Below are 23,111 nucleotides of genomic sequence, written 5' to 3'. Positions count from 1 at the left end.
CCGCGCCTAGGCCTTGACGATGGACTCAAGCCGCTTCTGCAGGTCAGCGGCGCTGGCCTTGGCATCGGACTTGCCGAGCCAGAAGTCGGACAGCGCGTCAGTCATGGCCTTCTGCATTTCGTTCCACTCGGGGATGAACGGGGGTTTGAAGATGGACGGTGCGGAATCGGGGAACACCTGCATGTCCACGGTGGCGTCCAGCCAGGCCGGCTTGAGGAACTCCTGGCTGCTTTGCAGGTCCTGGCGGGCGGGGACGTCCTGGCCCAGGTCCATGATGGGTTTCTGGCCCTCGGCAGAAGTCATGAATTCGATGATCTTGAAGGCGTCGTCGGGGTTTTTGCTGCTCCGGGACACGGCAAGGCCGGAACCGAAGGCTGCGATGGCCTTCTCCTGGCCGCGCCAGACGGGCGCCACATCCCAGCTGATGGTCTTTTGTTTGGCCAGGCTGCCGATGTTCCAGAAGCCAGTGCTGTTCATCATCACTTTGCCCGACGCGAAGGCGGCGTCGCCGCCCACGCCGGCGCCCATGTTGGCGTAGTCAACCTTGGACGGGGCCACCTTGTGCTTAAAGACCAGGTCCTGGCAGAACTGCAGCGCCTCGATGACTTCAGGGGTGTTCACGGTGGGCCGGCCGCTGCCCGGATCGATGATCTGTCCGCCGTTCTGGTAGGCGAAGGACATCCAGATGGGCCACCATTCGGTGCCGCCGTAGCCGTAGACGCCGTCGCCGGTGAGCTCTTTGGCGGCCGAGAGCAGGTCGTCCCAGGTCCACTCCGCCGTGGGTGCCGGGATGCCCTTCTTCTCGAATTCGGCGGTGTTGTAATACATGATCATGGCTCCGGCGCGGTCCGGGATGGCGTAGGTCTTGTCCTTGTACTTCCAGTTCTCCGCCACGGGCCCGAAGGTCGCGGAGAGGTCCAGGGCGGACTTGCCGATCAGATCGTCCAGGGCCAGCAGCTGGTTCTTTGAGCTGTAGGCGTTGGCGTCTTCCGCGACCTGCATGATGTCCGGGCCGGTGCCGCCGGAGATCATGGTCTGGACCTTCTGGGCGTAGTCCTTGTTCGGAATCAGCTGGAGCGTGATGTTGTAGTCGGGGTATTTGGCCTTGGCGAGGTCCAGCCGGGCCTGGTATGCGGCCTTGTCCGGGTCCCCGCCCCAGACGGTCATCACGAAGTCCTTGCCGCCGGATGAGGAGGCGGTGCCGGACCCGCCGCAGGCGGTGAGGGTGATGATGCCCAGGGCTGAGGCGCCCAGGCCGGCCAGGACGTTGCGGCGCGAGACGGTGGTTTCAAGAAGCTTCATTGCTTTCCCTTCAGATGGCCCGGCGGTCATTGCCGGAAACTGTGTACCAAGAGCCTGGGCTGGCGCGGGTGTCCCCCGGATAGCCGGCAGACCCTTACGCTAGTGCTTATTCTAACCGTCGTCAATAGTTTTTTGTGATCGCTAACACATGATCCCCGGGGCAGCCGACGGGTCATCACGGGCGGTGGGGCGGCGGCTGTGAAATGATCAACCATGCGCGCCATGCAACACTCCAGCAAACTTCAGAACGTCCGGTACGAGTTGCGGGGCCCCATTCTCCAGGCAGCCAAAACCATGGAGGCGGAGGGGCACCGGATCCTCAAGATGAACCTGGGCGACACAGCCCCGTTCGGCATGGAAGCCCCCGAGTCCGTGGTGGTGGACATGATCCACCACCTCCGGGGCGCGCAGGGCTACAGCGACTCCAAGGGAATCTTCTCCGCCCGTACCGCCATCTCGCAGTACTACCAGACCCGCGGCCTGATGCAGATCGGCGTGGAAGACATCTTCATTGGCAACGGCGTCAGTGAACTCATCTCCATGTGCCTGCAGGCGTTTATGGAAAACGGCGACGAAATCCTGGTCCCGGCGCCCGATTATCCGCTGTGGACCGCCGCCGTGACCTTGACGGGCGGCAAGCCGGTGCACTACCTCTGCGAGGAAGCGGACAACTGGTGGCCGGACCTGGCCGATGTCGAGGCGAAAATCACCAGCCGGACCAAGGGGATTGTGATCATCAACCCCAACAACCCCACGGGCGCCGTCTACCCCCGCCACATCCTTGAGCAGTTCGCGTCGCTGGCCCGGAAGCACAACCTGGTCCTCTTTTCGGACGAAATCTACGAAAAGGTGCTCTACGCCGGCGCCGAGCACGTCCATACAGCGGCCGTCGCGGAGGATGTCTGCTGCCTGACGTTCAGCGGCCTGTCCAAGGCCTACCGGATGCCCGGCTACCGCGCCGGCTGGGTGGCCATCACCGGCCCGTTGGCCGCGACCGCCAGTTACCGCGAAGGCCTGGAGCTCCTCGCCTCCCTGCGCCTGTGCCCGAACGTTCCCGCCCAGCACGCCATCCAGACCTGCCTGGGCGGCTACCAAAGCATCGAGGCGCTGGTCCGGCCCGGCGGAAGGCTCCGGGAACAGCGGGATCTCGCCTACCAGTTGCTGACCGCCATCCCCGGTGTCACCTGCGTCCCGGCGGCGGGGGCCATGTACCTTTTCCCGCGCCTGGACCCGGACCTCTACCCCATCGCCAGCGACGAGCAGTTTGTCCTGGACCTGCTCCGGGACCAGAAAATCCTGGTTTCCCACGGCACGGCCTTCAACTGGCCTGCGCCGGACCATTTCCGGTTCGTCATCCTGCCCTCCGTCCTGGACATCGAGGAGGCCGTGGGCAGGATCGCCACGTTCCTGGCCGGCTACCGGGCGGCCGGCACGGAGTAGGGGCCGGCGGAAACAGCGCCGGCGCGCAGAACTAACCGGCAGCTAACGATGGTGAAACCGGCGCGCAACATTGCAGGGCCACACTGGAACTGCGGGCAAGGGCCCGTCCCAGCGCCAGGAGGCCCCCATGTTGACGAAAGCGACGCCGAATGTAACCAGAGTCCGCGCCCTGGACCAGCTCCACCGCGGTGATGAAATTGAAGCCAGGCTCTCTGTGGGCCCTTCCTACGACGACGTGGTCATCCGCCGCGGCAGTGTCCAGGAGACCGCGCCGGGCATCGGCGTCATCTGGATCGTCGACCGGCTTACCGGCCTGCGGAAGGCCATCAACGCTGACGAGTGCAGCATCTGGCGGGTGGCCTGAGCCGGACCGGGCACGGCAGTGCGGGCGCAGTCAGTATGGACTGCCCGCACGGCGCTGGACCCTTCCGCCTCAGCCGCCGGCCACGGATTGGATGACCAGTACTTCCTGGCCGGGCTCCACCTCGGTAGCCAGGCCCTGCAGGCGGCGGACCTCGTCGCCGTCCACATAAACATTGACGAACCGGCGCAAGGCACCCGTTTCGTCCCGCAACCGGCGGGCCAGGATGGCAAAGTCCGCCGTCACCGCATCCAGCACGCTCCCAACAGTCACCGCCGCGTCAGCGGGCGCAGTCAGAACGGACTGCCCGCCGGCCAGGGGCTGCAGCACGCTGGGCAGCACCACAGTGATGTCAGGCACCGGCCACCACTGCCGCCCGGACGCACAGGACATCCGGCAGGTGGGCAGCCACCTCGGTGAAGGTTTCCCCCTCGTCCGGGCTTGCGTAGACGGAGCCGCCACGGGTGCCGAAGTAGACGCCTGCCGGTTCGGCGCTATCCACTGCCGCGGCGTCGCGCAGGACGCTGTTGTATTCGTGGTCCGGCAGCCCGGTGGTGGATTTAAGCCAGGTGGCACCGGCGTCATCCGTCCGGTGCACCGCGAGTTCGGCATCCGGCGGAATCCGTTCGCCGTCGGCCTTCAGCGGAATGACCCAGGCGGTCCCTTCCCGCCGCGGATGCGCCAGCATCACAAAGCCGAAGTCTGCGGGAAGCCCATCAGCGATGGACGTCCAGGTGTCGGCGTTGTCGTCTGTCCGGTACACACCATGGTGGTTCTGGGCGTACAGCCTGCCTTCGATCCCGGCGTCCGCCGCAATCTTGTGCACACACTGGCCGAATTCCGGTTCGGCGTCCGGCATAAAGCCCGCAGAAATGCCGCGGTTCCGCGGCTCCCAGGAGGAGCCCCCGTCCAGGGAACGGTAGACGCCGCCGGTGCTCATGGCGATGTGGACGGTGTCACCGCCTGGCTGCACCACGATTGAATGCGCCGCCGCGCCGCCGTAGCCTGCCCCCCACTCGCTGCGGTGGGGGTGGTCCCACAGCCCCCGGTTCAGCTCGAAATGCTCTCCCCCGTCCGTTGATTTCCAGACCGAGATGGGCTGGGCACCCGCCCACACCACCCCGGGCCGGGATTCGGCGTCCGGATGGATCTGCCAGATCCGCTCCACCGCCGCCCCGGTGTCAGCGGGAAAAGTGATGGCGCCCTCCGCAGGCTCGGACCACGTGGCGCCAAGATCGTCGGAGTGTGCCACGGTGGGCCCCCAGTGCTCGCTGCGCACCCCCACCATGATCCGCGTCCGGCCTTCCCGCGTGTCGATCCCCACGCTGGGGATCTCGCTCATCAGGAAATGCGGGCCGGTAAAGGCCCAATTGCTCCGGTCCGGGCTGGTGGCCAGCCATAACCCTTTTTTGGTTCCGATCGCCAGGACATAACTCTCCGCGGTTGCCATGCGTTCCATGCAACCACCGGCGGCGGCGGGCCGCAACGGTTTTCTTTCCAACAACAGTTTGGCCGGCCTTTTTGTGGTGTGGAAAATTTTGTGGTGTGGAAAATAAAGCGAAAGTACTTATTCGCGGTGCTGGCGGACCGCCCTACCAGCCAGTAAGCTTAATTTCGCAAGCCCAAGTGAACCGCGGGCCTGCCCAAATGCTGCTCCGGAGTGCGTATCCCCCAATAACGCACTCCGGAGCTTTTTTGTGCCCGGCGAAGATCATGAGGCCCGCCACGGGAATACCCCCCAGGGGTACTTGCGCCATACCCCAAGGGGGTATAAGTTGGCGTTATGGACACTGCAGAACAGCCCACGCCGGAGCACACCCCCGCCGTCCACGGCTACACGGGCAACAAGGACGCCTACCTCCGCCGGCTCAAGCGCATCGAGGGCCAGGTCCGCGGCATCGCCCGCATGGTGGACGAGGACAAGTACTGCATCGATATCCTCACCCAGGTCTCGGCAGTCACGAAGGCCCTGCACGCCGTGAGCCTGGGCCTGGTAGAGGAACATATCGGCCATTGTGTGGTGGGCGCCGCCGCGGAGCCGGATCCGGAACTGCGCGCCGGGGCCATCGATGCAAAGGTCAAGGAAGCCACGGAAGCCATCGGCCGCCTGATCCGTTGAGGCAGCACCCGCCTGCGAACACCACCCACAACCCAAGGAGCCAGCCATGAGCACCACCTCACCCATCACCACCACCGTCAGCGTGTCCGGCATGACCTGCGGCCACTGCGTCTCGGCGGTCAGCGAAGAACTGGAGTCCCTGGCCGGGGTGGAAGCGGTCGCCGTAGACCTCAACGCCGGCGGCATCTCCACGGCCACCATTACCTCGAGCGGCGCCTTGCCGCCGTCGGACATCGGTGAAGCAGTGGCCGAGGCCGGTTACCTTGTCGTCGCCAACCAGGCCTGAACCCTTTTATCCCCTGACCAAGGAGGCGGACATGAGCCAGCACGGGCTCCTGCACCCATCGGACCACCGCACGGTTGACCTGGACATCACAGGCATGACCTGCGCGTCGTGCGTCAACCGCGTGGAAAGGAAGCTGGGCAAGCTCGAAGGCGTGGCAGCCACCGTCAACCTGCCCTTGGAATCCGCCCACGTGAGCGTTCCTGCCCACATCAGCGATGACCAGCTGGTGGCCACCGTCAACGCTGCCGGCTACACGGCCACCGTGCGGCCCGCCGCGGACCACGGCCACAGCCACGCGATGGACCCTGCCGGCGGGGACCACATGACCCACGGTGGTTCCGCCGCATCGCTGCGCCCCCGCCTCCTGGCCTCCGCAGCCCTCACGGTCCCCGTTTTCCTCATCTCCATGGTGACCGCCTTCCACTTCCCGCACTGGGGCTGGGCCGCCGCCGTCCTGGCCCTGCCCGTGGTGACCTGGGCCGCGTGGCCCTTCCACCGGGCCGCAGCCATCAACGCAAGGCACCTGGCCTCCACCATGGACACCCTGGTGTCCATCGGCGTTGGTGCCGCCTACCTGTTCTCCGCCTGGCAGCTGCTGGCGGATCCCCGCATGACCGAAAGCCCCGGAATGGAGGGCATGGCAGCCGGCGGGCTCTATTTCGAAGTGGCGGCAGTTGTCACCACTTTCCTGCTCCTGGGCAGGTTCCTGGAGGCCAACGCCAAGCAGAAGGCGGGCGATGCCTTGCAGGCCCTCCTGAACCTCGGCGCCAAGGCTGCCACTATCCTGCGGGAGGGAAACGAACTGTCGATCCCCGCTGACCGGCTGCAGGTGGATGACCTGCTGGTGGTCCGCCCCGGCGAAAAAATAGCCACGGACGGCGTGGTCACCGAGGGGACATCGGCCGTTGACGCATCCCTGGTCACCGGCGAATCCATGCCGGTGGACGTGGGTCCGGGCAGCCGGGTAACCGGCGCCACCATCAATACCTCAGGCCGGCTGCTGGTCCGGGCCACCCGCGTGGGGTCAGCCACCACGCTGGCCCAGATGGCCCGGCTGGTCTCCCAGGCCCAGACCGGCAAGGCGCCCATCGCCCGCCTCGCCGACCGCGTCAGCGCCGTGTTCGTACCGGTGGTGCTGGTCATTGCCGTGGCCACGTTCGGGCTCTGGCTCCTGGCTGCCGGGCCGGCCATCTCCGCCGGCGAGCTGAGTTCCGCGTTTACCGCTGCGGTGGCCGTGCTGGTCATCGCGTGTCCCTGTGCCCTGGGGCTGGCCACACCGGTTGGCCTGCTGGCGGGAACGGGACGCGGCGCCCAACTGGGCATCCTGATCAAGGGCCCGCAGGTCCTGGAGGACACCCGGACGGTGGACACCATCCTGCTGGACAAGACCGGTACCGTCACCACCGGCATCCTGTCTGTGGACGGCACCACGGCGCTGCCGGGCTTCACGGAAGCCGAAGTGCTGCGCCTGGCGGCGGCAGTCGAGACCGCGTCGGAACATCCAGTGGCCAGGGCCATCGCCGCGGCCGGGAAGAGCCGGGAAACGCACGACGGCGGCGCCTTGCCGCCCGTCCACGGGTTCCGTTCCGAGCCAGGCGGCGGAGTGCTGGGAACCGTGGAAGGCAGGCTGGTGGCCGCCGGCCGCACCGGCTGGCTGGAACAGTCAGGACTTGCCCTGGGCCCGGACCGGAAAGCCGCGTTGGCGGCTGCCGAAGCGGGGGGTGCCACCGCCGTCTGGGTGGCCGTGGACGGGGCACCGGCCGGCATCATCAGCCTCCGGGATGCCCCCAAGGCAGGCTCCGCGGACGCAGTGGGCGCGTTGAAGGAACTCGGACTGCGTCCCATCCTGTTGACCGGGGACAACGCCGCCGCGGCTGCAAAGGTGGCTGCCGCCGTCGGAATTGATCCTGCCGACGTGTTTTCCGGGGTCACTCCGGAAGGGAAAGTGGCGGCCGTCCGGACGCTCCAGGCTTCGGGCGCCACGGTGGCCATGGCGGGCGACGGCGTGAACGACGCCGCGGCACTGGCACAGGCGGACCTCGGCATCGCCATGGGCTCGGGCACGGACGTGGCCATCGAGGCAGCGGACCTGACGGTGATGGGAAACGACCTGGCCCAGGTAGTGCAGGCCATCCAGTTGTCCCGCAGGACCCTCGCCACCATCAAAACGAACCTGTTCTGGGCCTTCTTTTACAACGCGGTGGGTATCCCGGTGGCCGCCCTGGGCCTGCTCAACCCGATGTTGGCCGGCGCCGCGATGGCGGCGAGCTCGGTCCTGGTGGTGGCAAACTCGCTGCGGCTGCGGCGCTTCGGCAGGTAACCGGGGCCCGGTGGTCCGTCAGGCGGCGCCAAACCGCTCGGCGGACCTGGCTCTTGCCTTGGCCGCTTCAACCTCCCGGTCCTTGGGGGGCGCGACACTGACCAGGGCGTCCAGCAGATGTGCCGTGATGTGGGCAATCTCGTGGACGGCGTCGTCGAAGGCCTCCTGGTTGGCCTTGGACGGCTTGGTGCTGCCGCTGATCTTCCGCACATACTGCAGCGCTGCGGCATGCACCTCATCGCTGGTGGCATGCGGTTCGAAGTTGTGAAGGGTTCGGATGTTCCGGCACATACGCCCATGCTAGGCGCTGATCCAGCCGGGATCGAGCCCTTTTTCCTTGGCAGCCGCCCGTTCCGCGGGGTCCCCGCATGGGGAGTCCAGCATGGGCAGGGGTGCCCATCGACACTGTTTTCCGGGCCGGGGTAGGTTTGAACCAATGGATCTTCCGGATGAGCCGGGGGCCACTGGGGAGACCGGTTCAAGCCGGATCCACACTACACAAGGAGAAACTGATGGCTATTTGGGGTGCAGACGTCCAGGAACTTCGTCAGCTGGGCAGCAAGCTTCAGTCGGGTGCAGCGGAGATCGAGACGCAGAAGACCACTCTCACCAAGGTCCTGAGCAGCACGAACTGGGAAGGTCCGGACGCCCAGAAGTTCCGCAACGAATGGTCCGGCACGCACTCCGCCCTTCTCACCAAGGTTGCGGAAGCGCTGAAGGAAGCCGGCACGAAGGCTACCAAGAACGCCGAAGAGCAGGACCGGGCCTCCAACTGACCCTGACGGTTCAGCAGGCTTGCCGCGGCAGGGTCCGGACACCATGGGGTGTCCGGACCCTGTCCGGTTTAACCCCGCCCCGGTTCCACCTGCGGACAGGCCTGGGTTACGGGACGGGTTCGACGTCGTTCGCATGGTCCAGCGGACGGGCCCCCGCAGGTGCATCCGCGGCCGGCGGCGCACCGGTTTTCGCTGCGGCGCGGAGTTCGTCAAGCCGCACCAGGACCACGCCGCCCACAATCAGGACACCGCCCAGGAGCTGGATGGCACCCGGCAGTTCACCCAGCAGCAGCCAGGCCCAGGCCACGGCGAAGAGGACCTCGGTCAGCGACACAAACGATGCCACTTTGGAGCCCAGCGCCCTGGCCGCCATGATGCCCGAGACGTACGCCAGCACGGTGGCCAGCAGCACCAGGCCGGCCAGCGAAACCCACCACGGCGCCAGCCAGGGTCCCAGCTTGGTGTCAGCGGTGCTGAACGCCATGGGCAGCAGGCCGGTAGCGGCCGCCAGCCACATCACCGCAGCACCCACCATCAGCCCGCCGGACGCCAGGACGATGGGCGGCAGGGTGTCGTTTTCCTTGGCCGTGATCACAAAATAGATGGCGAGGCAGACCGCTGCGGCGATGCCCCACAGCACGCCCACCACGTCCACCTTGACAGCGCCGGTCAGGTCCAGGACCAGCACCAGGCCGGCCAGGGCGAGCAGCGTGCCGCCAAAGGTCAGGGCGCGCGGCGTTTTCCGGCTGGCCGCCCACAGCCAGAGCACAATCAGCACCGGCGCCAGGTACTCGAGCAGGAGGGCGACGCCCACTGACAGCCTGGCCACGGCATTGAAGTAGAACAGCTGGCAGGCTGCCACGCCCACCAGGCCAAACAGCACGATGGTGAGCCAGTTGCTGCGCAGCTGGTGCCACCGGCCGCGGAGGGCCGGAATGGCCGGGACGGCAAGGATCAGCGCGGCACCGGTCAGCCGGGCGGTCACCGCGGCGCCGGGGGTCCAGCCGGTTTCGAGCAGGGCCTTGGCAAAGGCGCCGGAGATGCCGAACACGGCGGAGGAAAAGAGGGCAATGCCGAGGCCCGGCGCCAGGAAGGCGCCGGCCGGTCCGCGGCGGTGGGTTTGTTTCACGGCAGGCACCAATGCCTTCTGTCAGGAGTAAAGTGAGGTGATGGTCATGACAGTACGCTTGCCCCACGTAAGGAGTCAAGATGGTTTTTGCCCCTGACACTGAGGTGGCCCTGCGCACCGTGGTCAACCTTGTTAACTCCGCAGCGAATGGCAGGGAAGGCCTGGCCACGCTGCAGGACCTGGATAAATTTCTCGCAGCCGAGGGTTTCACCGGATCCCGGGTCCGGGACGCCCGGGAACTGGCCAGCGTCCACGCTCTCCGCGGTGAGCTTGCGGCGCTTTGGACGGCCGGTGAAGACGCGGCCGTGACGACGGTGAACCGGCTGCTCCGGGAAGCCCGGGCTTTGCCGCAGCTGGTGAAGCATGATGGTTGGGACTGGCACCTGCACGCCACCCTGCCGGCCGCGCCGCTGGCGGACCGGATGAGCACGGAGGCGGCCATGGCGCTGGCTGACGTCATCCGCAGCAAGGAGATGGACCGGCTGCGCGCCTGCGAGGCCGCGGACTGCGATGCGGCCGTGCTTGACCTCAGCCGCAACAGGTCAAAACGGTACTGCGATACCGGAAACTGCGCAAACCGGGCGCACGTGGCGGCGTACCGGGCACGGCAGGCAGCGACCGGTTGATCCGGAAAGCCGCCGGCCGGACCAACGGCTAGGGGCCGGCGTGCCGGCGGTCAGGTGCCGGGGGTGCCGTCGGTGCCGTCACCGGCAGCCGGGGCCTGGCCACCGGATTTTTGGCCGCCGAATCCGTGGCCCTGGTTTCCCGCGGAGCTGAGGTTGACGCCCGAGCCCTTGCCCAGGTGTTCGGCGTTGTCCTTATGGCTCATGGACAACATGGCGGCGATGACCAGGGTGACGATGAAGGCGATTCCCGCGGCGGTGAACGCGAGGTCGAAACGGGGCGCGCGGGCGCTGCCGCCGGAGGCGAAGATCAGCACTGCGCCAAAGGCCACTACCGCCCAGAACGCGGAAAACATCAGCGGCCCTTTCACCGAGGTCCGCAGCTTGCGCGGTTTGCCTGGATGCTGGTCTGCCACGATGATTCCTCCCTGCAGGCGGCGCGCCGGCCGGCCTGGTGTTAATGCTTCGATGGTGTGCCCGGCATATTTCTACAGGAAGTAGAACCGTGCGTAACCAGTTTACGGGTTGCCGGCCCCGCTGCGGGCATCGTGCCGGAGCGTCAGGCCCGACAGGACCCAGAGCACCCCGGAAATGATGGCGCCGCCGCCGGCAACCCCCAGCAGGGCGTGGGCGCCCAGGCCGGCGAAGAGCGGGAGGGCGGCCGCGGTTCCCAGCCCGATCACGCCGGACGCAATCCAGTCCCGGGCCAGGACGTGCCGGCCCCTGTACTGCAGCCCGCACGCAAGTTCCAGGGCACCGGCGGCTCCCAGCCCCAGGGCTGCGATCACAGCGAACAGGGTGTCGCCGTGCAGGAGGAGCACCGCAAAGCCCGCGCCCGCCAGCACTGATCCGGCGCCGGACAGGAGCTTGCCCGGACCGGACGTGCGCTCCCATCCCGTGGCGGGGATGCCGCGCAGCAGCACCAGCCCGGTGGCCAGCAGGTAGAGGCCGCCAGTCCAGCCCATGACTTCAATGGACGGCGCCGGCCAGAAAATGGTGATGGCGCCGAAGGCCAGGGCCGCCGCCGCGCGCACCAGGACCGGGCGCCAGAGATCGGGCCGGGGGCTGGTTTCGGGGGCGGTTCCGGCGGGGGTCATGGATTGGCTCACCGGTCCAGTTTAGTGGCGGGCGGTGCTACGCCGAACCGAGGACCATCCACCGGTCGGACCGGGAACGCAGGCCCAGCGTCACGGCCCGGGCAGCCATGTAGGCCAGGGCGAAGGCTGCCCAGAGCCACCCGAGGCCCGCGGCGCCTTGCAGGCCGGTGCCGGCAACCCACGCGAGCAGCGGCGCGTAGACGGCAAGGTTTGCCAGTCCCGCCAGTGCCAGGTAGCGGGCATCGCCGGCGCCGATCAGCACACCGTCCAGCACAAACACGTAGCCGGCAAGGGGCTGGCCTGCCGCCAGGACCCACAGCGCCGTTGCAAGGACGGCGCCCACCTCGGGGTCGGGCGTGAACAGGGCCCCCAGCCAGGGTGCCGCGAGGGCCAGCAGGGCTCCCGTGAGCACGCCGAAGCCAATCCCCCACCGTGTCATGGTCCGGGTCAGCTGGCGGGCCTCCCGCGGGTTGCCGGCGCCCAGCTCCTTGCCGATCAGGGCCTGCGCCGCGATGGCCAGGGCATCCAGGGCAAAGGCCAGGAAGGAGAAGATCGTCATTGCCAGTTGGTGGGCCGCCAGGTTCACGGCCCCCTGGGCGGTGACCACCAGCACGGTGGCCAGGATCGCAACGCGCAGGCTCAGGGTCCGCAGCATCAGCCACGATCCCACCCGGGCCAGGCCCCGGATACCCTGCCACGTCGGGAGGAGGCCCACGCCGTGCCGGCGGGCATTCCGTCCCACCATCACCACGTAGACGGCAGCCATAGCCCACTGGGCCACGCTGGTTCCGGCGGCTGAGCCGGCCACGGACCACCCCAGTCCGTACACCAGCCAAAGGTTAAGGACGATGTTCAGCGCGAAGCCTGCAGTGGCCACCACCAGCGGTGTTTTTGTGTCCTGCAGGCCGCGCAGCACTCCCGTTCCGGCAAAGACCAGCAGCATGGCCACCAGCCCCGGCATGGACCAGCGCAGATAATCCACCGCATACTGCCGCACGGCACCTTCCGCGCCCAGCAGGCCCACCAGGGGTTCCGCCAACAGGAAACCTGCCGCGGCCAGCACCAGGCCCAGCAGCAGGGCGAGCCAGACGCCATCCCGTCCGGCAGCCAGGGCCTTTCCCAGCCGGCCGTCGCCCATGGCGCGCGCCACGGCGGGCGTGGTGGAGTAGGCCAGGAAAACCATCAGGCCGACTGCGGTGTGCAGCACTGCCGAGGCAAGGCCGACGCCCGCCAGTTGCGCCACCCCGAGGTGGCCCACAATCGCGGAATCGGCAAGCAGGAACAGTGGCTCCGCAACCAATGCGCCGAAGGCAGGGACCGCCAGGTGCAGGATCTGGCGGGAACGGCTTCGTTCGGGACGGGTGGTTGCGGGCAGGACAGGTTGAGGCACGGTGCCAGCTTAACGGGGAGGCAGAGATGTCGCGGAAGCATGACAAAACCCACATCGGGGTCAATTTTATTGACACTTCAACAAATGATCCGGAAGACTCGAAGCATGAACCAGTCACATCTCACCACCACGGCCATTACCGCCCTGCGCATTGTCCTGGGCTTCATCTTCGCCGCCCACGGCTGGCAGAAATTCAATGAATGGACCATCGCCGGCACGCAGGCATCCTTCGGCAAGATGGGTGTCCCCGCAGCTGAGATCGCCGCTCCCGCCGTCGCAGTCCTCGAACTTGCGGGCGGCATCGCCCTGATTCTGGGCATCCTGACCCGCCTGGTGGCAGCATTGCTGGTGATCGACATGCTGGGTGCTCTGTTCCTGGTGCACGCATCAGCCGGCGTTTTTGCTGCCAACGGCGGCTACGAGCTGGTCCTGCTGCTGGCCGCGGCCGCCTTCACCCTCGCCCTCACCGGGCCGGGGCGCGTTTCCCTGGACAGGGCCCTGTTTGGCCGGAAAAACTCCAGGCTTGCCGCCTTCGCCTGACCCAACCCGTCCCGCGCATCACGGCGGCCCGGCACCCACGTGCCGGGCCGCCGTCGTAGGCCAGGCGGCCCACCGGGACCGTCCATGACGGCCGCATGTCAGCCCAACCGGCCGGTAACCGCTGGCCCTCAGTATGATCGCTGCATGACGCAGACCGGCAGGCAAAACTCCGTGACCCTCCGCTTCCTGGCAGCACCCATGGACGTGGGCCACAGCGGCTCGGTGGATGCCGGAACCGTCCTGGAGTGGGTGGACAAGGCCGCTTACGCCGCCGCGGTGGGCTGGGCCAAGTCCTACTGCGTCACCGCCTACGTGGGCAACATCCACTTCGCCGACCCGGTCAACAGCGGCGACATGGTGGAGGTGGAGGCCACGATCGTCTACACCGGCAGGTCTTCCATGCACATCCGCACGGTGGTCTCGTCCGGGGATCCGCGTGGCGGACAAGCCACCATGCGCAGCCAGTGCATCGTGATTTTTGTGGCTGTGGGCCCGGACGGCCGGCCCATCCCCGTACCGCAGTTCGAGCCCGTAACGGCGGCCGAAACCGAGCAGCGGGACCACGCCCTGGCCCGGATCAAGGTGCGCGAACAAATCGTCGAAGCCATGAACCATCAGGAATATACAGATGCCGGGACCGCCGAGCGGGTGACGCTCCGCTTTATGGCGGCCCCGACGGATGTGAACTGGGGCGGGAAGGTCCATGGCGGCACCGTGATGAAGTGGATCGACGAGGCGGCATATGTCTGCGCGTCCCGCTACGCCGGCAAGGACACCGTGGCGGTTTTCTCCGGCGGCGTGCGCTTCTACCGGCCGCTGCGGATCGGCCACCTCGTGGAGGTGGAGGCCAGGCTGGTCTACACCGGCACCAAAGGCATGCACGTCGCCGTCCACGTCCGCTCCGGCGACCCCAAGGACGGCGGCCTGGAGCTCACCACCTACTGCCTCACCGTCATGGTGGCCCGGGACACCGAAGGAACATCGGTGCCGATCCCGGCCTGGGACCCGGTGAGCGACGAGGACCGGCGGCTGCACGCCCATGCCCGGGACCTGCTGGAGATCCGGGGCACCGCGCCGGGGAACCGGCTGCCCAACCATCTGCTGGCCGCCGGCCCCGCGGGTTCAGCAACGGGCCGGCCGGCGGAAAGCGTCAGCGGCTAGAAGCCGCCGCCGCCAGCGTCCGCTGCCATATTGGCAAAGCGGGAGTAATGACCCTGGAACGCAACCACAATGTCCTTGGTGGGCCCGTTGCGGTGCTTGGCGATCAGGATGTCCGCCTCACCGGCACGCGGCGATTCCTTGTCGTAGACATCCTCGCGGTGCAGCAGGATCACCATGTCGGCATCCTGCTCGATGGAACCCGATTCACGGAGGTCCGAGACCATGGGCCGCTTGTCCTGGCGCTGCTCGGAACCACGGTTCAACTGGGACAGCGCGATGACCGGAACCTGGAGCTCCTTGGCCAGCAGCTTGAGCGCCCTGGAGAATTCCGACACTTCCTGCTGGCGGGACTCGACTTTTTTGCCGGAGCTCATCAGCTGGAGGTAGTCAAGGATCACGAGTTTGAGGTCGTGCTGCTGCTTCAGGCGCCGGCATTTGGCACGGATTTCCATCAGCGACATGTTGGGGCTGTCGTCAATGAACAGCGGGGCATCGTTCATCCGGCCCATGGTGGTGGCGATCTTGGACCACTGATCATCTTTGATGGTGCCCTTGCGCAGGTCCTGGAGGCCGATGGTGGCCTCTGCGGAGAGGAGGCGCATGGCGATCTCATTCCGGCCCATTTCGAGCGAGAACATCACAGTGGCCAGGTTGTTCTTGATGGCGGCGGACCGGGCGAAGTCCAGGGCGAAGGTGGACTTACCCACGGCGGGGCGGGCGGCGATGACAATCATCTGGCCGGGGTGCAGCCCGTGGGTGAGCTCGTCGAGTTCGTAAAACCCGGTGGGCACACCCGTCATGCCTTCTCCGCGGTGGCCGGAGGCCTCAATTTCGTCAACGGTGGATTCCATGACGTCCTTGAGCACCACGTAGTCCTCGGCCGTCCGGCGCTCCGCGACGGCGTAGACCTCCGCCTGGGCCTGGTTGACCAGGTCCTCCACCTCGCCGTCCGAGCCGTAGCCCAACTGGACGATCTTGGTCCCGGCGTTCACCAGGCGCCGGAGGACGGCCCGCTCCGCTACGATCTCCGCGTAGTACCCGGCGTTGGCAGCCGTGGGGACGGTCTGGATCAGCTCATGCAGGTAGGCCGGGCCACCGATCCGGTTGATTTCGGCCCGCTTGGTCAGCTCATCGGAGACTGTGACGGCGTCGGCGGGTTCGCCACGGCCATACAGGTCGATGATCGCTTCGTAGATGGTTTCGTGGGCGGGGCGGTAGAAGTCCTGCCCGCGGAGGATTTCCACCACATCCGCGATGGCGTCCTTGGACAGCATCATGCCGCCCAGCACCGACTGTTCAGCGGGAATGTCCTGCGGCGGTTTCCGGCTCGCGTCTGATCCGCGGGTGGTCTCTGCGGTGTCCAGGTGCGCGATTGACAAAACTGCCGTCCTTCATAGGTGCCGGTGCATAAGATGCCCGGCAGGTGTGCGTCCCGCCAGGGGTGCGCGGGGAATTTCGCTCCGCCGCCTGGTAATGGTCTACCCGGAGGGTCCGACATAAGGCCTTGGCGCCCGCCTGCGCGCGGGGAACACAGTTATCCCCACTTTCCACAGGTTTTCCACAGCCACCTCCGGCTTGGGTCCTTCGGAGCCAGTGAAGCTGTGGTCCACCGGCACCTCCGGAGACCGGGGCGACAGGAAAAACAGGTACTCCGCTACGCTAGCCGCCTGCGGGCCAGCCGCAAAGCCAAGGGACCCGGGTGGGTGTGGATAACCTGTGCACTAAGCGGCATAGATTGTGCACAGCCTGTGGGAAAGGTTGTGGAAAGAAAAATTCTTTTCCCTACCTAAAGGCTCTGACCTGCGAAAACACTACTTTTGAGGTGTGGAGAAAATATTTCTTTGCCGGAATTTCATCCACAGCCGCAGCGCGGCACCGGAGCCGCCGGTTACAGCTTCCGGGCAGGTGATGCAGTTCATTCCACCCGCGGCGCGCCGCATATATTCCCGTCCGGTGCACCCGCGCCCGGCCGGGTACGCATCCATGCGCAGGGGCGAATATTGCTGTGGATAACGTGCATCTGGCATAAGCTCTTGGTATGGGCGAACTTCTGCTGGTACTCCTGCCATCGATCATTCTGGTGGCGCTCCTGTGGGGGCTCGCCACGGCATTCAAACCACGGGATACCGGCCTGTCTGACGCCGAAAAGTACCAGCGGGACCTTGCCCTCCGTTCGGCCCGGCACAACGCCGAACAGGTCCAGGCCGCGTCAGCTGCGCGTGCCCGGTTTGAAGCCACAACCCGGCCGTCACAGAACGAGCAACAGCATGCACAGCAGCAGGAGTACCACCCCGCCCAGCCGCAGCTCCGGCCTCGCGGCTGAATTGTCACAGAACGGCTTTTGAAAGATGGAATCGCTTGTGATCCCTGTCCTCATCCTCCTGGCAGTCCTGGCAGGCATCCTGCTGGCCGTCAGGGCCATGGGCCGGCGGAAGTCCCCCGGGGCGGAGCCGCTCCCGGCGGCCGGCAGTGCCGACCTGGCGCGGACGGCCTCGGCCAGGCTCTCGGAGGATGAGCACCGCCGGATCTACGCCCTCATAGCGCAGGGCCAGGCCATGGCGGCCATCAAACTGTTTTACGAATCGACAGGGGACGGCCTCCGGGCATCCCGCGACGCCGTGGGCGCCCTCGCCACCCACCCCCAGCCGTACCGGAGCGCCGAGGTGCCGGCGCCCGCCCCGGAGGAGGCTGGTGAGCCGGAACGCTTCCCCTACCGGTACCGGGCCATCGCCAGCAAGGGTGAGGTTACGCGTGAGGTCAGCAGCAACATGCTCAACGATGAGATCTACGGCCGGATCCGGACCCTTGCCCGAAGTGGGGAAACCGAGGCCGCCGCCACGGCGCTGACCAGGCACTCCGATGTCTCCCTGGACCAGGCCCGCGAGTTCATTGCACTCCTGGACGACTGACCCGGTGCACGGGCCTTAGTGGCTGGCGGAGATCCCCGCCAGCAGCTGTTCGAACGGAAGGGACTCCAGCGTCGCCGGAGCCTGGCCGGGCTGGGGACCCGTCAGGAGGGCTGCAAACTCTGCGGCTGCCCTGTCGGTCCGCTCCGACAGGGGCGACGCTCCGTCGTCGGCCGAACCCCAGTCCTGCGGTCCGGCGAAGACGGCGGTGGCAGCCGTTCGGGTGCGCAGGTAGCTGAACAGCGGGCGCATGGCGTAATCCAGGACCATCTGGTGCCTGTCAGTTCCGCCCGTGGCGCCCAGCAGGACGGCCTTCCCGGTAAGGGATTTCGGGTCCAGGACATCGATGAATGACTTGAAGAGGCCGCTGTAGGAAGCACTGAACACCGGTGTCACGGCAATGATGCCGGTCGAGGCATCCACGCCGGCGATAACCTCAGCGAGCTTCGGCGCGGCGTAGCCGGTGACAAAGTTGTTGGCGATGTCCACGGCAAGGTCCCGAAGTTCCACAAAGTCCACCACGACGTTGTAGCCTGCCGACTCCAGCTGGCGTTTAGTTGACGCGGCGAGCTGGTCGGCGAGCAGCCTGCTCGACGACGGTACTCCCAGGCCCGCGGACAGGACGGTGATGCGGCGGGTTTCCATGGCGTTCTCCTCTTGGTTCTTACCAACAGCATATATGCATATGCATCTACATGGGGAACAGCGGGTCCCGTCTGGGTATTCCCGCGGCCGACCGGTCCTTCCGGTTACAGCAGGACAGTCCCCCGGATGCAGGTGGTGCTGTTTCCGCCCACCCAGATTCCGTCGTCCCGGGCACTGATATGCAGCCGGCCTGCCCGGCCGAGGACCGTGCCCTGCGCGGCCACATAGCGTGCAGGAGCGCGGCCGCTGTCGATCAGCCACTTCGCGGCGCCCGCATTAAAGCTTCCCGTTACCGGATCCTCCATCATGGCGTCCCCCGGAACAAAGGTCCGTACCTCGAAGTCGGCATCGCCGCCTGCGGTGTGCGGGCCGATGACCCCCACCTTCAGGTCCCCCATGGCCACAGGATCCGGCTGGATGGACAGCACCTCCCCAGCCGACGCCAGCAGGACACCCACCCAGGACGGGCCGTTGACCAGCCAGGAAGCATCCAGGATGGCTGATTCGGGCAGCCTAAGGCCGGCAGCGAGGGTGCGCCGGACGGCCGCGTCCACGGGCCCGAAGCGGGTCAGCGGGGGCGCCGCGAAAGCCAGGCGGCCGGCGTCGTGCCTGATCTTTACCAGCCCCGCCCCGCACTCCTGTACCAGCTCCCCCAAAGTGTGCGGAACGCCACCGGCCTCAAGCCAGGTGTGGGCCGACCCGAGCGTTGGATGTCCCGCGAAGGGGAACTCCTCGCTTCCGGTGAAGATCCGGACCCGGTAGTCAGCGCGGGGATCCGTGGGCGGCAGCAGGAACGTGGTCTCGGACAGGTTGGTCCAGTTGGCGAAGTGCTGCATCATGCCGGAGCTGAGGCCATCGGCGTCAAGGACAACAGCGAGGGGATTGCCACGGTACGGCTCGGCGGCAAAAACATCCACTTGGTGGAAAGGGCGGTTCCGGGGTTCGGGGTTCACCGCAGAAGGCTACCACCGGCGCTGGCAGCGCCACCGCTGGTCTGCAAGACTTCGTCCATGGCAACGAACAAGACCCAGCCCACAACGGTGTCGGTGGCCGGCTTCCTGGCGTCGGTGGAGCACCCCGGCCGCCGGGCCGACAGCTTGGAACTGGCCGACCTGATGGCGGGCATCACGGGCCAGGAGGCAGTTATGTGGGGACCCACGATCGTGGGGTTCGGCGCATACCACTACCGGTATGAAACCGGCCGGGAAGGCGACGCGGCGGCGGTCGGGTTCTCGCCCCGCAAGGCAAACCTGGTCCTTTACGGACTGACCTATGGTCCGGACGCGGACCGGCTGTTGCCGGACCTTGGCAAGCACCGGGCCGGGGCGGGATGCCTCTATGTCAATCGGCTGGCGGACGTGGACCGGGACGTCCTGGCGGAGCTGGTCAGCACCGGGTACCGGCACACCATGGCGGAACTTCACAAACCCTGACCGCAAAAGACCCCCGCCGCCGGAACCGGCAACGGGGGTCTTAGTGCAGTCAGATGACCGGGATGCTGCTACTTGCCTGCAACGACGTCGAGTTCGACGACGGCTGCAACGTCAGCGTGAAGGCGGACGTTGGCCTGGTAGGAGCCAACCGACTTGATGTGAGCCGGCAGTTCAACCTTGCGCTTGTCGATCTTGCCAAGGCCAGCGGCCTCAACAGCATCGGCGACGTCGGCCTGCTTGACGGTGCCGAACAGGCGTCCGGTCTCGCCGGCCTTGACGACCAGCTTGACCGGCTTGGAGGACAGTGCAGCGGCCTGCTTCTGAGCATCTTCCAGGGAAGCGTGCTCGCGGGCGGCGCGGGCAGCCTTGATGGACTCAACCTGCTTCTCGCCACCCTTGGACCAGGTCAGGGCGAAGTTGCGGGGCAGCAGGTAGTTACGTGCGTAACCGTCCTTGACCTCGACAACGTCGCCAGCAGCACCGAGACCGGTTACTTCGTGGGTCAGAATGAGCTTTGCCATGTTAGTTAGTCCCTTTCCTTAGCCGCGGCCAGCGCCGGAGTAAGGCAGCAGTGCAACTTCGCGGGCGTTCTTGATTGCCTGGGCGATTTTGCGCTGTTCCTGGACCGTAACGCCGGTGACGCGACGGGCGCGGATCTTTCCGCGGTCGGAGATGAACTTGCGCAGCAATGCTACGTCCTTGTAGTCGATGACAGTGATGTCAGCGGCCTTCAAGGGGTTGGACTTTGGTTTGGGCTTACGGAGTTCAGCCTTAGCCATCGTGGAGCTCCTATTCTAGGGAGCCCGTGGATATTGATCCACGGGATGGTGGTGGCCAGGCGCCGGCATCCGCAGCGGTGCGCAATGGCACCCCTGGCGGTCCCGGCGTCGGGCCGTTATTGGTTGTTAGAAGGGAGGTTCGGAATCGGGGCCGTTGCCCCAGCCGCCTGCGTTGGAGACACCGGGCGTTGCCCAGGGATCCTCCTGTGCAGCCTGCTGGTTGCCGCCGCCCCAGTTTCCGCCGGAGTTGCCACCCTGGTTTCCACCGGAGTTGCCACCTCCGAAGTTGCCGCCGCCGCCGGCGTTTCCGCCGCCGAAGCCACCCTGGCCACCCTGACCGCCGGAGCGCTGGGTGCGGTTGACCTTGGCATTGGCGTAACGCAGGCTGGGGCCGATTTCGTCGACCTCAAGCTCGATGACGGTGCGCTTTTCGCCTTCTTTTGTTTCGTAGGAACGGCTCTTCAGACGGCCGTTGACGATCACACGCATACCCTTGGTCAGGGATTCGGCGACGTTTTCGGCTGCTTCACGCCAGACGGCGGCGCGGAGGAACAGGGTTTCCCCGTCCTTCCACTCGTTGGACTGGCGATCAAAGGTGCGGGGGGTGGAAGCGATGGTGAAGTTCGCTACTGCCGAACCTGACGGTGTGAACCGCAATTCCGGGTCATTGGTGAGGTTACCGATGACCGTAATGGTGGTCTCGCCTGCCATCTACTGCCTCCTTGTTCGATCCTGGGTGAAGAGTGCGTTTCCTGCTGGGTGAAGAATGAAGCTGGTGCGGGAAATTACTCCGCAACGACCTTCTGCTCTTCGGGGCGGGTGATCTTGGTGCGCATGATGGTCTCGTTAAGAGACAACTGGCGGTCAAGTTCCTTGGCGGTGTCCGGCTTGGCGGTGAAGTTCACCACGGCGTAGATACCTTCGGACTTCTTCTTGATGTCGTAAGCCAGTCGGCGACGGCCCCAGATGTCAACCTTTTCGATGGTTCCACCATCGTTGGTGATGACGTTCAGGAACTTCTGAAGCGACGGCTCAACGGTACGCTCTTCGACCTCGGGGTCGATGATTACCATCAATTCGTAAGGACGCATATGTGAACCCACCTCCTTTGGGCTAAGCGGTTACGGCATTTCCGTAACAGGAGGTTCATTTGCGGTGCCGTGCGGCGCCAGCTTCCGGAACGGAGGCAGGGCGCAGCACAGACTTTTCAATCTTAGTGCATGCGGTGCGGATAGGCGATTCGCGCCTTGGAGCAGCCGTGTTCCCCCAGCGTAGGGCGGTTCCACCCCGGATATCGGGGCTGGTCACCGTATGTGGAAAACCGTCCGCCCGGCGGCCATGGCGGCGCGCCGGGCGGACGGCAGGAGAAGCAGATGCGGCAGGTTTACGACGCCGGCGGGGCGCCTGCGGCTGCAGGTTCGGTTGTGTCGGCAGCAGCATTGGCCGGGCCCGCCGGTCCGCCCTTGCGGTAACGGAACACACCGATACCCACCACAACAGCGGCAAGGGCAACGGACAGCAGCAGCGATTCGCGGGTCGAATCCAGGATGACCATGCCGATCAGCAGGGCAACGATGCTGCCGATGGCCAACCAGGTGAGGTACGGGAACAGCCACATTTTCAGTTCAAGGTCCTTGGCCCGGGCACCCATGCGCTTGCGCAGGATCAGCTGCGAGGAGGCGATGACCAGCCAGACAAAGAGGGCAATGGCACCGGAGGTGTTGACCAGGAAGAGGAAAACGGTGTCCGGGGCGATGTAATTCAGGCCAACGGTGACGAACCCCACCACGGTGGAGGCGAGCACAGCGGACGCGGGGACGCCGCGGCGGGAGATCCTGGTCCATGACTTGGGTGCGTCGCCCCGCTTGGACAGCGAGAACAGCATGCGGCTGGCGGTGTAAAGCCCGGAGTTCAGGCAGGAAAGCACTGACGTGAGGACTACAACGTCCATGATGGTGCCCGCCCCGGGGATGCCGAAGAGTTCAATCACCGCCACGTATGGGCTCTTGGCGACGCTGGCGTCGTTCCACGGCAGGAGGGTCACCACAACGGCGATCGAGCCGATGTAGAACACCAGGATCCGCCACACGGTGGACCGGACTGCCTTCTTGACGGCGTCGACGGGATTCTCGGATTCGCCGGCCGCGATGGTGGCGATTTCCGCGCCGAAGAACGAGAAGACCACCACCAGGATGCCGGCCAGCACGGCGCCTGGTCCGTTGGGGAAGAACCCGCCGTTGTTGACCAGGTTGTCCAGGCCGGGGGCCGGGACGCCCGGCACCAGGCCCAGGATGGCTGCAGCTCCGAACAGCAGGAACAGGGCGATGGCTGTGACCTTGATGGAGGCGAACCAGAATTCGAATTCGCCGAAGGATTTTACGGATCCCAGGTTGGTCAGGGTCAGCAGCACCATGAGGAGCAGCGCCCAGACCCACTGGTCGACACCGGGGACCCAACGGTGCATGATGGCGGCCCCGGCCGTCGCTTCAATGCCCAGCACGATGATCCAGAACCAGGCATACAGCCAGCCGATGCTGAATCCTGCCCAGCGGCCCAGCGCCTTATCGGCATAGGTGGAGAAGGAGCCGGTTTCCGGGTTTGCCGCTGCCATTTCGCCCAGCATCCGCATCACCAGGATGACGACGATGCCCGCGGCCATGTAGGCCACCAGGATCCCCGGGCCGGCCTGCTGGATCGCCGCGCCGGAGCCCACAAAGAGCCCCGCGCCGATCACACCGGCGATCGCGATCATGGAGAGGTGCCGCGGCTTGAGCGACTTGGCTAACTGTTGGTCAGCAGGCATG

At 66.2% G+C, this 23,111-nt stretch carries 29 protein-coding genes; 12 read left to right on the top strand and 17 right to left on the bottom strand.

From position 1 onward, the window contains the following. Positions 1–6 precede the first annotated feature (6 nt). Positions 7–1,302, bottom strand: coding sequence for an ABC transporter substrate-binding protein (locus QRN07_RS13820; protein ID WP_285241307.1), 1,296 nt, complete (start codon positions 1,300–1,302; stop codon positions 7–9). Positions 1,303–1,515: 213 nt separating this feature from the next. Here QRN07_RS13820 and QRN07_RS13815 point away from each other — a divergent pair, with 213 nt between their 5' ends. Together QRN07_RS13815 and QRN07_RS13810 are read left to right on the top strand one after the other, a co-directional pair. Then, complete coding sequence (locus QRN07_RS13815) at positions 1,516–2,742, top strand: pyridoxal phosphate-dependent aminotransferase (RefSeq protein ID WP_285241306.1); 1,227 nt, start codon at positions 1,516–1,518, stop codon at positions 2,740–2,742. A gap of 127 nt (positions 2,743–2,869) precedes the next feature. Then, on the top strand, positions 2,870–3,106 hold the full coding sequence (locus QRN07_RS13810) for a hypothetical protein (RefSeq protein WP_050683816.1): 237 nt from the start codon (positions 2,870–2,872) through the stop codon (positions 3,104–3,106). A gap of 69 nt (positions 3,107–3,175) precedes the next feature. On the opposite strand, the gene QRN07_RS13805 is transcribed toward QRN07_RS13810, so the two are convergent. Together QRN07_RS13805 and QRN07_RS13800 are read right to left on the bottom strand one after the other, a co-directional pair. Beyond that, on the bottom strand, positions 3,176–3,463 hold the full coding sequence (locus QRN07_RS13805) for a MoaD/ThiS family protein (protein WP_050683815.1): 288 nt from the start codon (positions 3,461–3,463) through the stop codon (positions 3,176–3,178). After that, positions 3,456–4,562, bottom strand: a complete 1,107-nt coding sequence (locus QRN07_RS13800; protein WP_285241305.1) for a WD40/YVTN/BNR-like repeat-containing protein — start codon at positions 4,560–4,562, stop codon at positions 3,456–3,458. Before QRN07_RS13800 ends, QRN07_RS13805 begins: the two co-directional genes overlap by 8 nt. A gap of 324 nt (positions 4,563–4,886) precedes the next feature. Here QRN07_RS13800 and QRN07_RS13795 point away from each other — a divergent pair, with 324 nt between their 5' ends. From QRN07_RS13795 to QRN07_RS13785, 3 genes are read left to right on the top strand one after another with little or no spacing between them, the layout of a single operon-like run. Then, the gene (locus QRN07_RS13795) at positions 4,887–5,222 is read left to right on the top strand and encodes a metal-sensitive transcriptional regulator (protein ID WP_050683813.1); all 336 of its coding nucleotides are present in this window, start codon (positions 4,887–4,889) and stop codon (positions 5,220–5,222) included. A gap of 46 nt (positions 5,223–5,268) precedes the next feature. Next, positions 5,269–5,508 carry a heavy-metal-associated domain-containing protein gene (locus QRN07_RS13790; RefSeq protein ID WP_285241304.1) on the top strand — a complete coding sequence of 80 codons (240 nt, stop codon included), beginning with the start codon at positions 5,269–5,271 and terminating at the stop codon, positions 5,506–5,508. 31 nt (positions 5,509–5,539) lie between these two features. Next, the gene (locus QRN07_RS13785) at positions 5,540–7,828 is read left to right on the top strand and encodes a heavy metal translocating P-type ATPase (protein ID WP_285241303.1); all 2,289 of its coding nucleotides are present in this window, start codon (positions 5,540–5,542) and stop codon (positions 7,826–7,828) included. 18 nt (positions 7,829–7,846) lie between these two features. Here QRN07_RS13785 and QRN07_RS13780 read toward each other — a convergent pair whose 3' ends face one another. Beyond that, positions 7,847–8,119 (bottom strand): DUF2277 domain-containing protein, encoded by a 273-nt coding sequence (locus QRN07_RS13780; RefSeq protein WP_056599293.1) that lies wholly within the window; start codon positions 8,117–8,119, stop codon positions 7,847–7,849. Positions 8,120–8,340: 221 nt separating this feature from the next. On the opposite strand from QRN07_RS13780, the gene QRN07_RS13775 reads away from it, so the two are divergent. Then, a complete protein-coding gene (locus QRN07_RS13775) occupies positions 8,341–8,604 on the top strand; it encodes a WXG100 family type VII secretion target (protein ID WP_050683809.1) in 264 nt (87 codons plus the stop codon). Positions 8,605–8,710: 106 nt separating this feature from the next. On the opposite strand, the gene QRN07_RS13770 is transcribed toward QRN07_RS13775, so the two are convergent. Continuing rightward, on the bottom strand, positions 8,711–9,733 hold the full coding sequence (locus tag QRN07_RS13770) for an EamA family transporter (RefSeq protein WP_050683835.1): 1,023 nt from the start codon (positions 9,731–9,733) through the stop codon (positions 8,711–8,713). 80 nt (positions 9,734–9,813) lie between these two features. On the opposite strand from QRN07_RS13770, the gene QRN07_RS13765 reads away from it, so the two are divergent. Next, a complete protein-coding gene (locus QRN07_RS13765; RefSeq protein WP_285241302.1) occupies positions 9,814–10,359 on the top strand; it encodes a CGNR zinc finger domain-containing protein in 546 nt (181 codons plus the stop codon). A gap of 50 nt (positions 10,360–10,409) precedes the next feature. Here QRN07_RS13765 and QRN07_RS13760 read toward each other — a convergent pair whose 3' ends face one another. From QRN07_RS13760 to QRN07_RS13750, 3 genes are all read right to left on the bottom strand, one after another. Further along, entirely contained in the window at positions 10,410–10,772 is a 363-nt protein-coding gene (locus QRN07_RS13760; RefSeq protein WP_285241301.1) for a hypothetical protein, read from the bottom strand. A gap of 102 nt (positions 10,773–10,874) precedes the next feature. Further along, entirely contained in the window at positions 10,875–11,465 is a 591-nt protein-coding gene (locus tag QRN07_RS13755) for a hypothetical protein (protein ID WP_285241300.1), read from the bottom strand. Between the two features lie 25 nt (positions 11,466–11,490). Continuing rightward, entirely contained in the window at positions 11,491–12,843 is a 1,353-nt protein-coding gene (locus QRN07_RS13750; protein ID WP_285241299.1) for an MATE family efflux transporter, read from the bottom strand. Between the two features lie 105 nt (positions 12,844–12,948). Here QRN07_RS13750 and QRN07_RS13745 point away from each other — a divergent pair, with 105 nt between their 5' ends. Further along, positions 12,949–13,383 carry a DoxX family protein gene (locus tag QRN07_RS13745; RefSeq protein WP_285241298.1) on the top strand — a complete coding sequence of 145 codons (435 nt, stop codon included), beginning with the start codon at positions 12,949–12,951 and terminating at the stop codon, positions 13,381–13,383. 144 nt (positions 13,384–13,527) lie between these two features. Next, positions 13,528–14,544: an acyl-CoA thioesterase gene (locus QRN07_RS13740; RefSeq protein ID WP_050683804.1), complete on the top strand. Its 1,017-nt coding sequence runs from the start codon at positions 13,528–13,530 to the stop codon at positions 14,542–14,544. Here the strand turns inward: QRN07_RS13740 and dnaB are convergent. Next, the gene (gene dnaB, locus QRN07_RS13735; RefSeq protein WP_050683803.1) at positions 14,541–15,923 is read right to left on the bottom strand and encodes a replicative DNA helicase; all 1,383 of its coding nucleotides are present in this window, start codon (positions 15,921–15,923) and stop codon (positions 14,541–14,543) included. The two genes, QRN07_RS13740 and dnaB, sit on opposite strands and share 4 nt — an antisense overlap. A 432-nt stretch (positions 15,924–16,355) precedes the next feature. Next, positions 16,356–16,571: a hypothetical protein gene (locus tag QRN07_RS13730; protein ID WP_285241297.1), complete on the bottom strand. Its 216-nt coding sequence runs from the start codon at positions 16,569–16,571 to the stop codon at positions 16,356–16,358. A gap of 11 nt (positions 16,572–16,582) precedes the next feature. On the opposite strand from QRN07_RS13730, the gene QRN07_RS13725 reads away from it, so the two are divergent. Next, entirely contained in the window at positions 16,583–16,867 is a 285-nt protein-coding gene (locus QRN07_RS13725; protein ID WP_050683802.1) for a hypothetical protein, read from the top strand. Positions 16,868–16,892: 25 nt separating this feature from the next. Continuing rightward, positions 16,893–17,453, top strand: coding sequence for a hypothetical protein (locus tag QRN07_RS13720; RefSeq protein ID WP_285241296.1), 561 nt, complete (start codon positions 16,893–16,895; stop codon positions 17,451–17,453). 15 nt (positions 17,454–17,468) lie between these two features. On the opposite strand, the gene QRN07_RS13715 is transcribed toward QRN07_RS13720, so the two are convergent. Continuing rightward, positions 17,469–18,095 (bottom strand): FMN reductase, encoded by a 627-nt coding sequence (locus QRN07_RS13715; protein WP_285241295.1) that lies wholly within the window; start codon positions 18,093–18,095, stop codon positions 17,469–17,471. Positions 18,096–18,199: 104 nt separating this feature from the next. Next, positions 18,200–19,048 (bottom strand): PhzF family phenazine biosynthesis protein, encoded by an 849-nt coding sequence (locus QRN07_RS13710; protein ID WP_285241294.1) that lies wholly within the window; start codon positions 19,046–19,048, stop codon positions 18,200–18,202. Between the two features lie 57 nt (positions 19,049–19,105). Between QRN07_RS13710 and QRN07_RS13705 the strand changes: the two genes are divergently transcribed. Beyond that, positions 19,106–19,528, top strand: a complete 423-nt coding sequence (locus tag QRN07_RS13705; protein WP_285241293.1) for a DUF1801 domain-containing protein — start codon at positions 19,106–19,108, stop codon at positions 19,526–19,528. 68 nt (positions 19,529–19,596) lie between these two features. Here QRN07_RS13705 and rplI read toward each other — a convergent pair whose 3' ends face one another. The 5 genes from rplI to QRN07_RS13680 form a co-directional block, all read right to left on the bottom strand. After that, positions 19,597–20,049: a 50S ribosomal protein L9 gene (gene rplI, locus QRN07_RS13700; RefSeq protein ID WP_050683797.1), complete on the bottom strand. Its 453-nt coding sequence runs from the start codon at positions 20,047–20,049 to the stop codon at positions 19,597–19,599. An 18-nt stretch (positions 20,050–20,067) separates the two neighbouring features. Further along, on the bottom strand, positions 20,068–20,307 hold the full coding sequence (gene rpsR, locus QRN07_RS13695; RefSeq protein WP_003800144.1) for a 30S ribosomal protein S18: 240 nt from the start codon (positions 20,305–20,307) through the stop codon (positions 20,068–20,070). A 126-nt stretch (positions 20,308–20,433) separates the two neighbouring features. Beyond that, on the bottom strand, positions 20,434–21,018 hold the full coding sequence (locus QRN07_RS13690) for a single-stranded DNA-binding protein (protein WP_056599327.1): 585 nt from the start codon (positions 21,016–21,018) through the stop codon (positions 20,434–20,436). Positions 21,019–21,092: 74 nt separating this feature from the next. Beyond that, positions 21,093–21,398 carry a 30S ribosomal protein S6 gene (gene rpsF / locus QRN07_RS13685; protein WP_050683795.1) on the bottom strand — a complete coding sequence of 102 codons (306 nt, stop codon included), beginning with the start codon at positions 21,396–21,398 and terminating at the stop codon, positions 21,093–21,095. A 293-nt stretch (positions 21,399–21,691) separates the two neighbouring features. Next, positions 21,692–23,110, bottom strand: coding sequence for an amino acid permease (locus QRN07_RS13680; RefSeq protein WP_056599329.1), 1,419 nt, complete (start codon positions 23,108–23,110; stop codon positions 21,692–21,694). Position 23,111 lies beyond the last annotated feature (1 nt).

Source organism: Pseudarthrobacter sp. MEB009 (assembly GCF_030208875.1).
Classification (GTDB): domain Bacteria; phylum Actinomycetota; class Actinomycetes; order Actinomycetales; family Micrococcaceae; genus Arthrobacter.
This window is presented reverse-complemented; position numbering and strand designations above follow the sequence as displayed.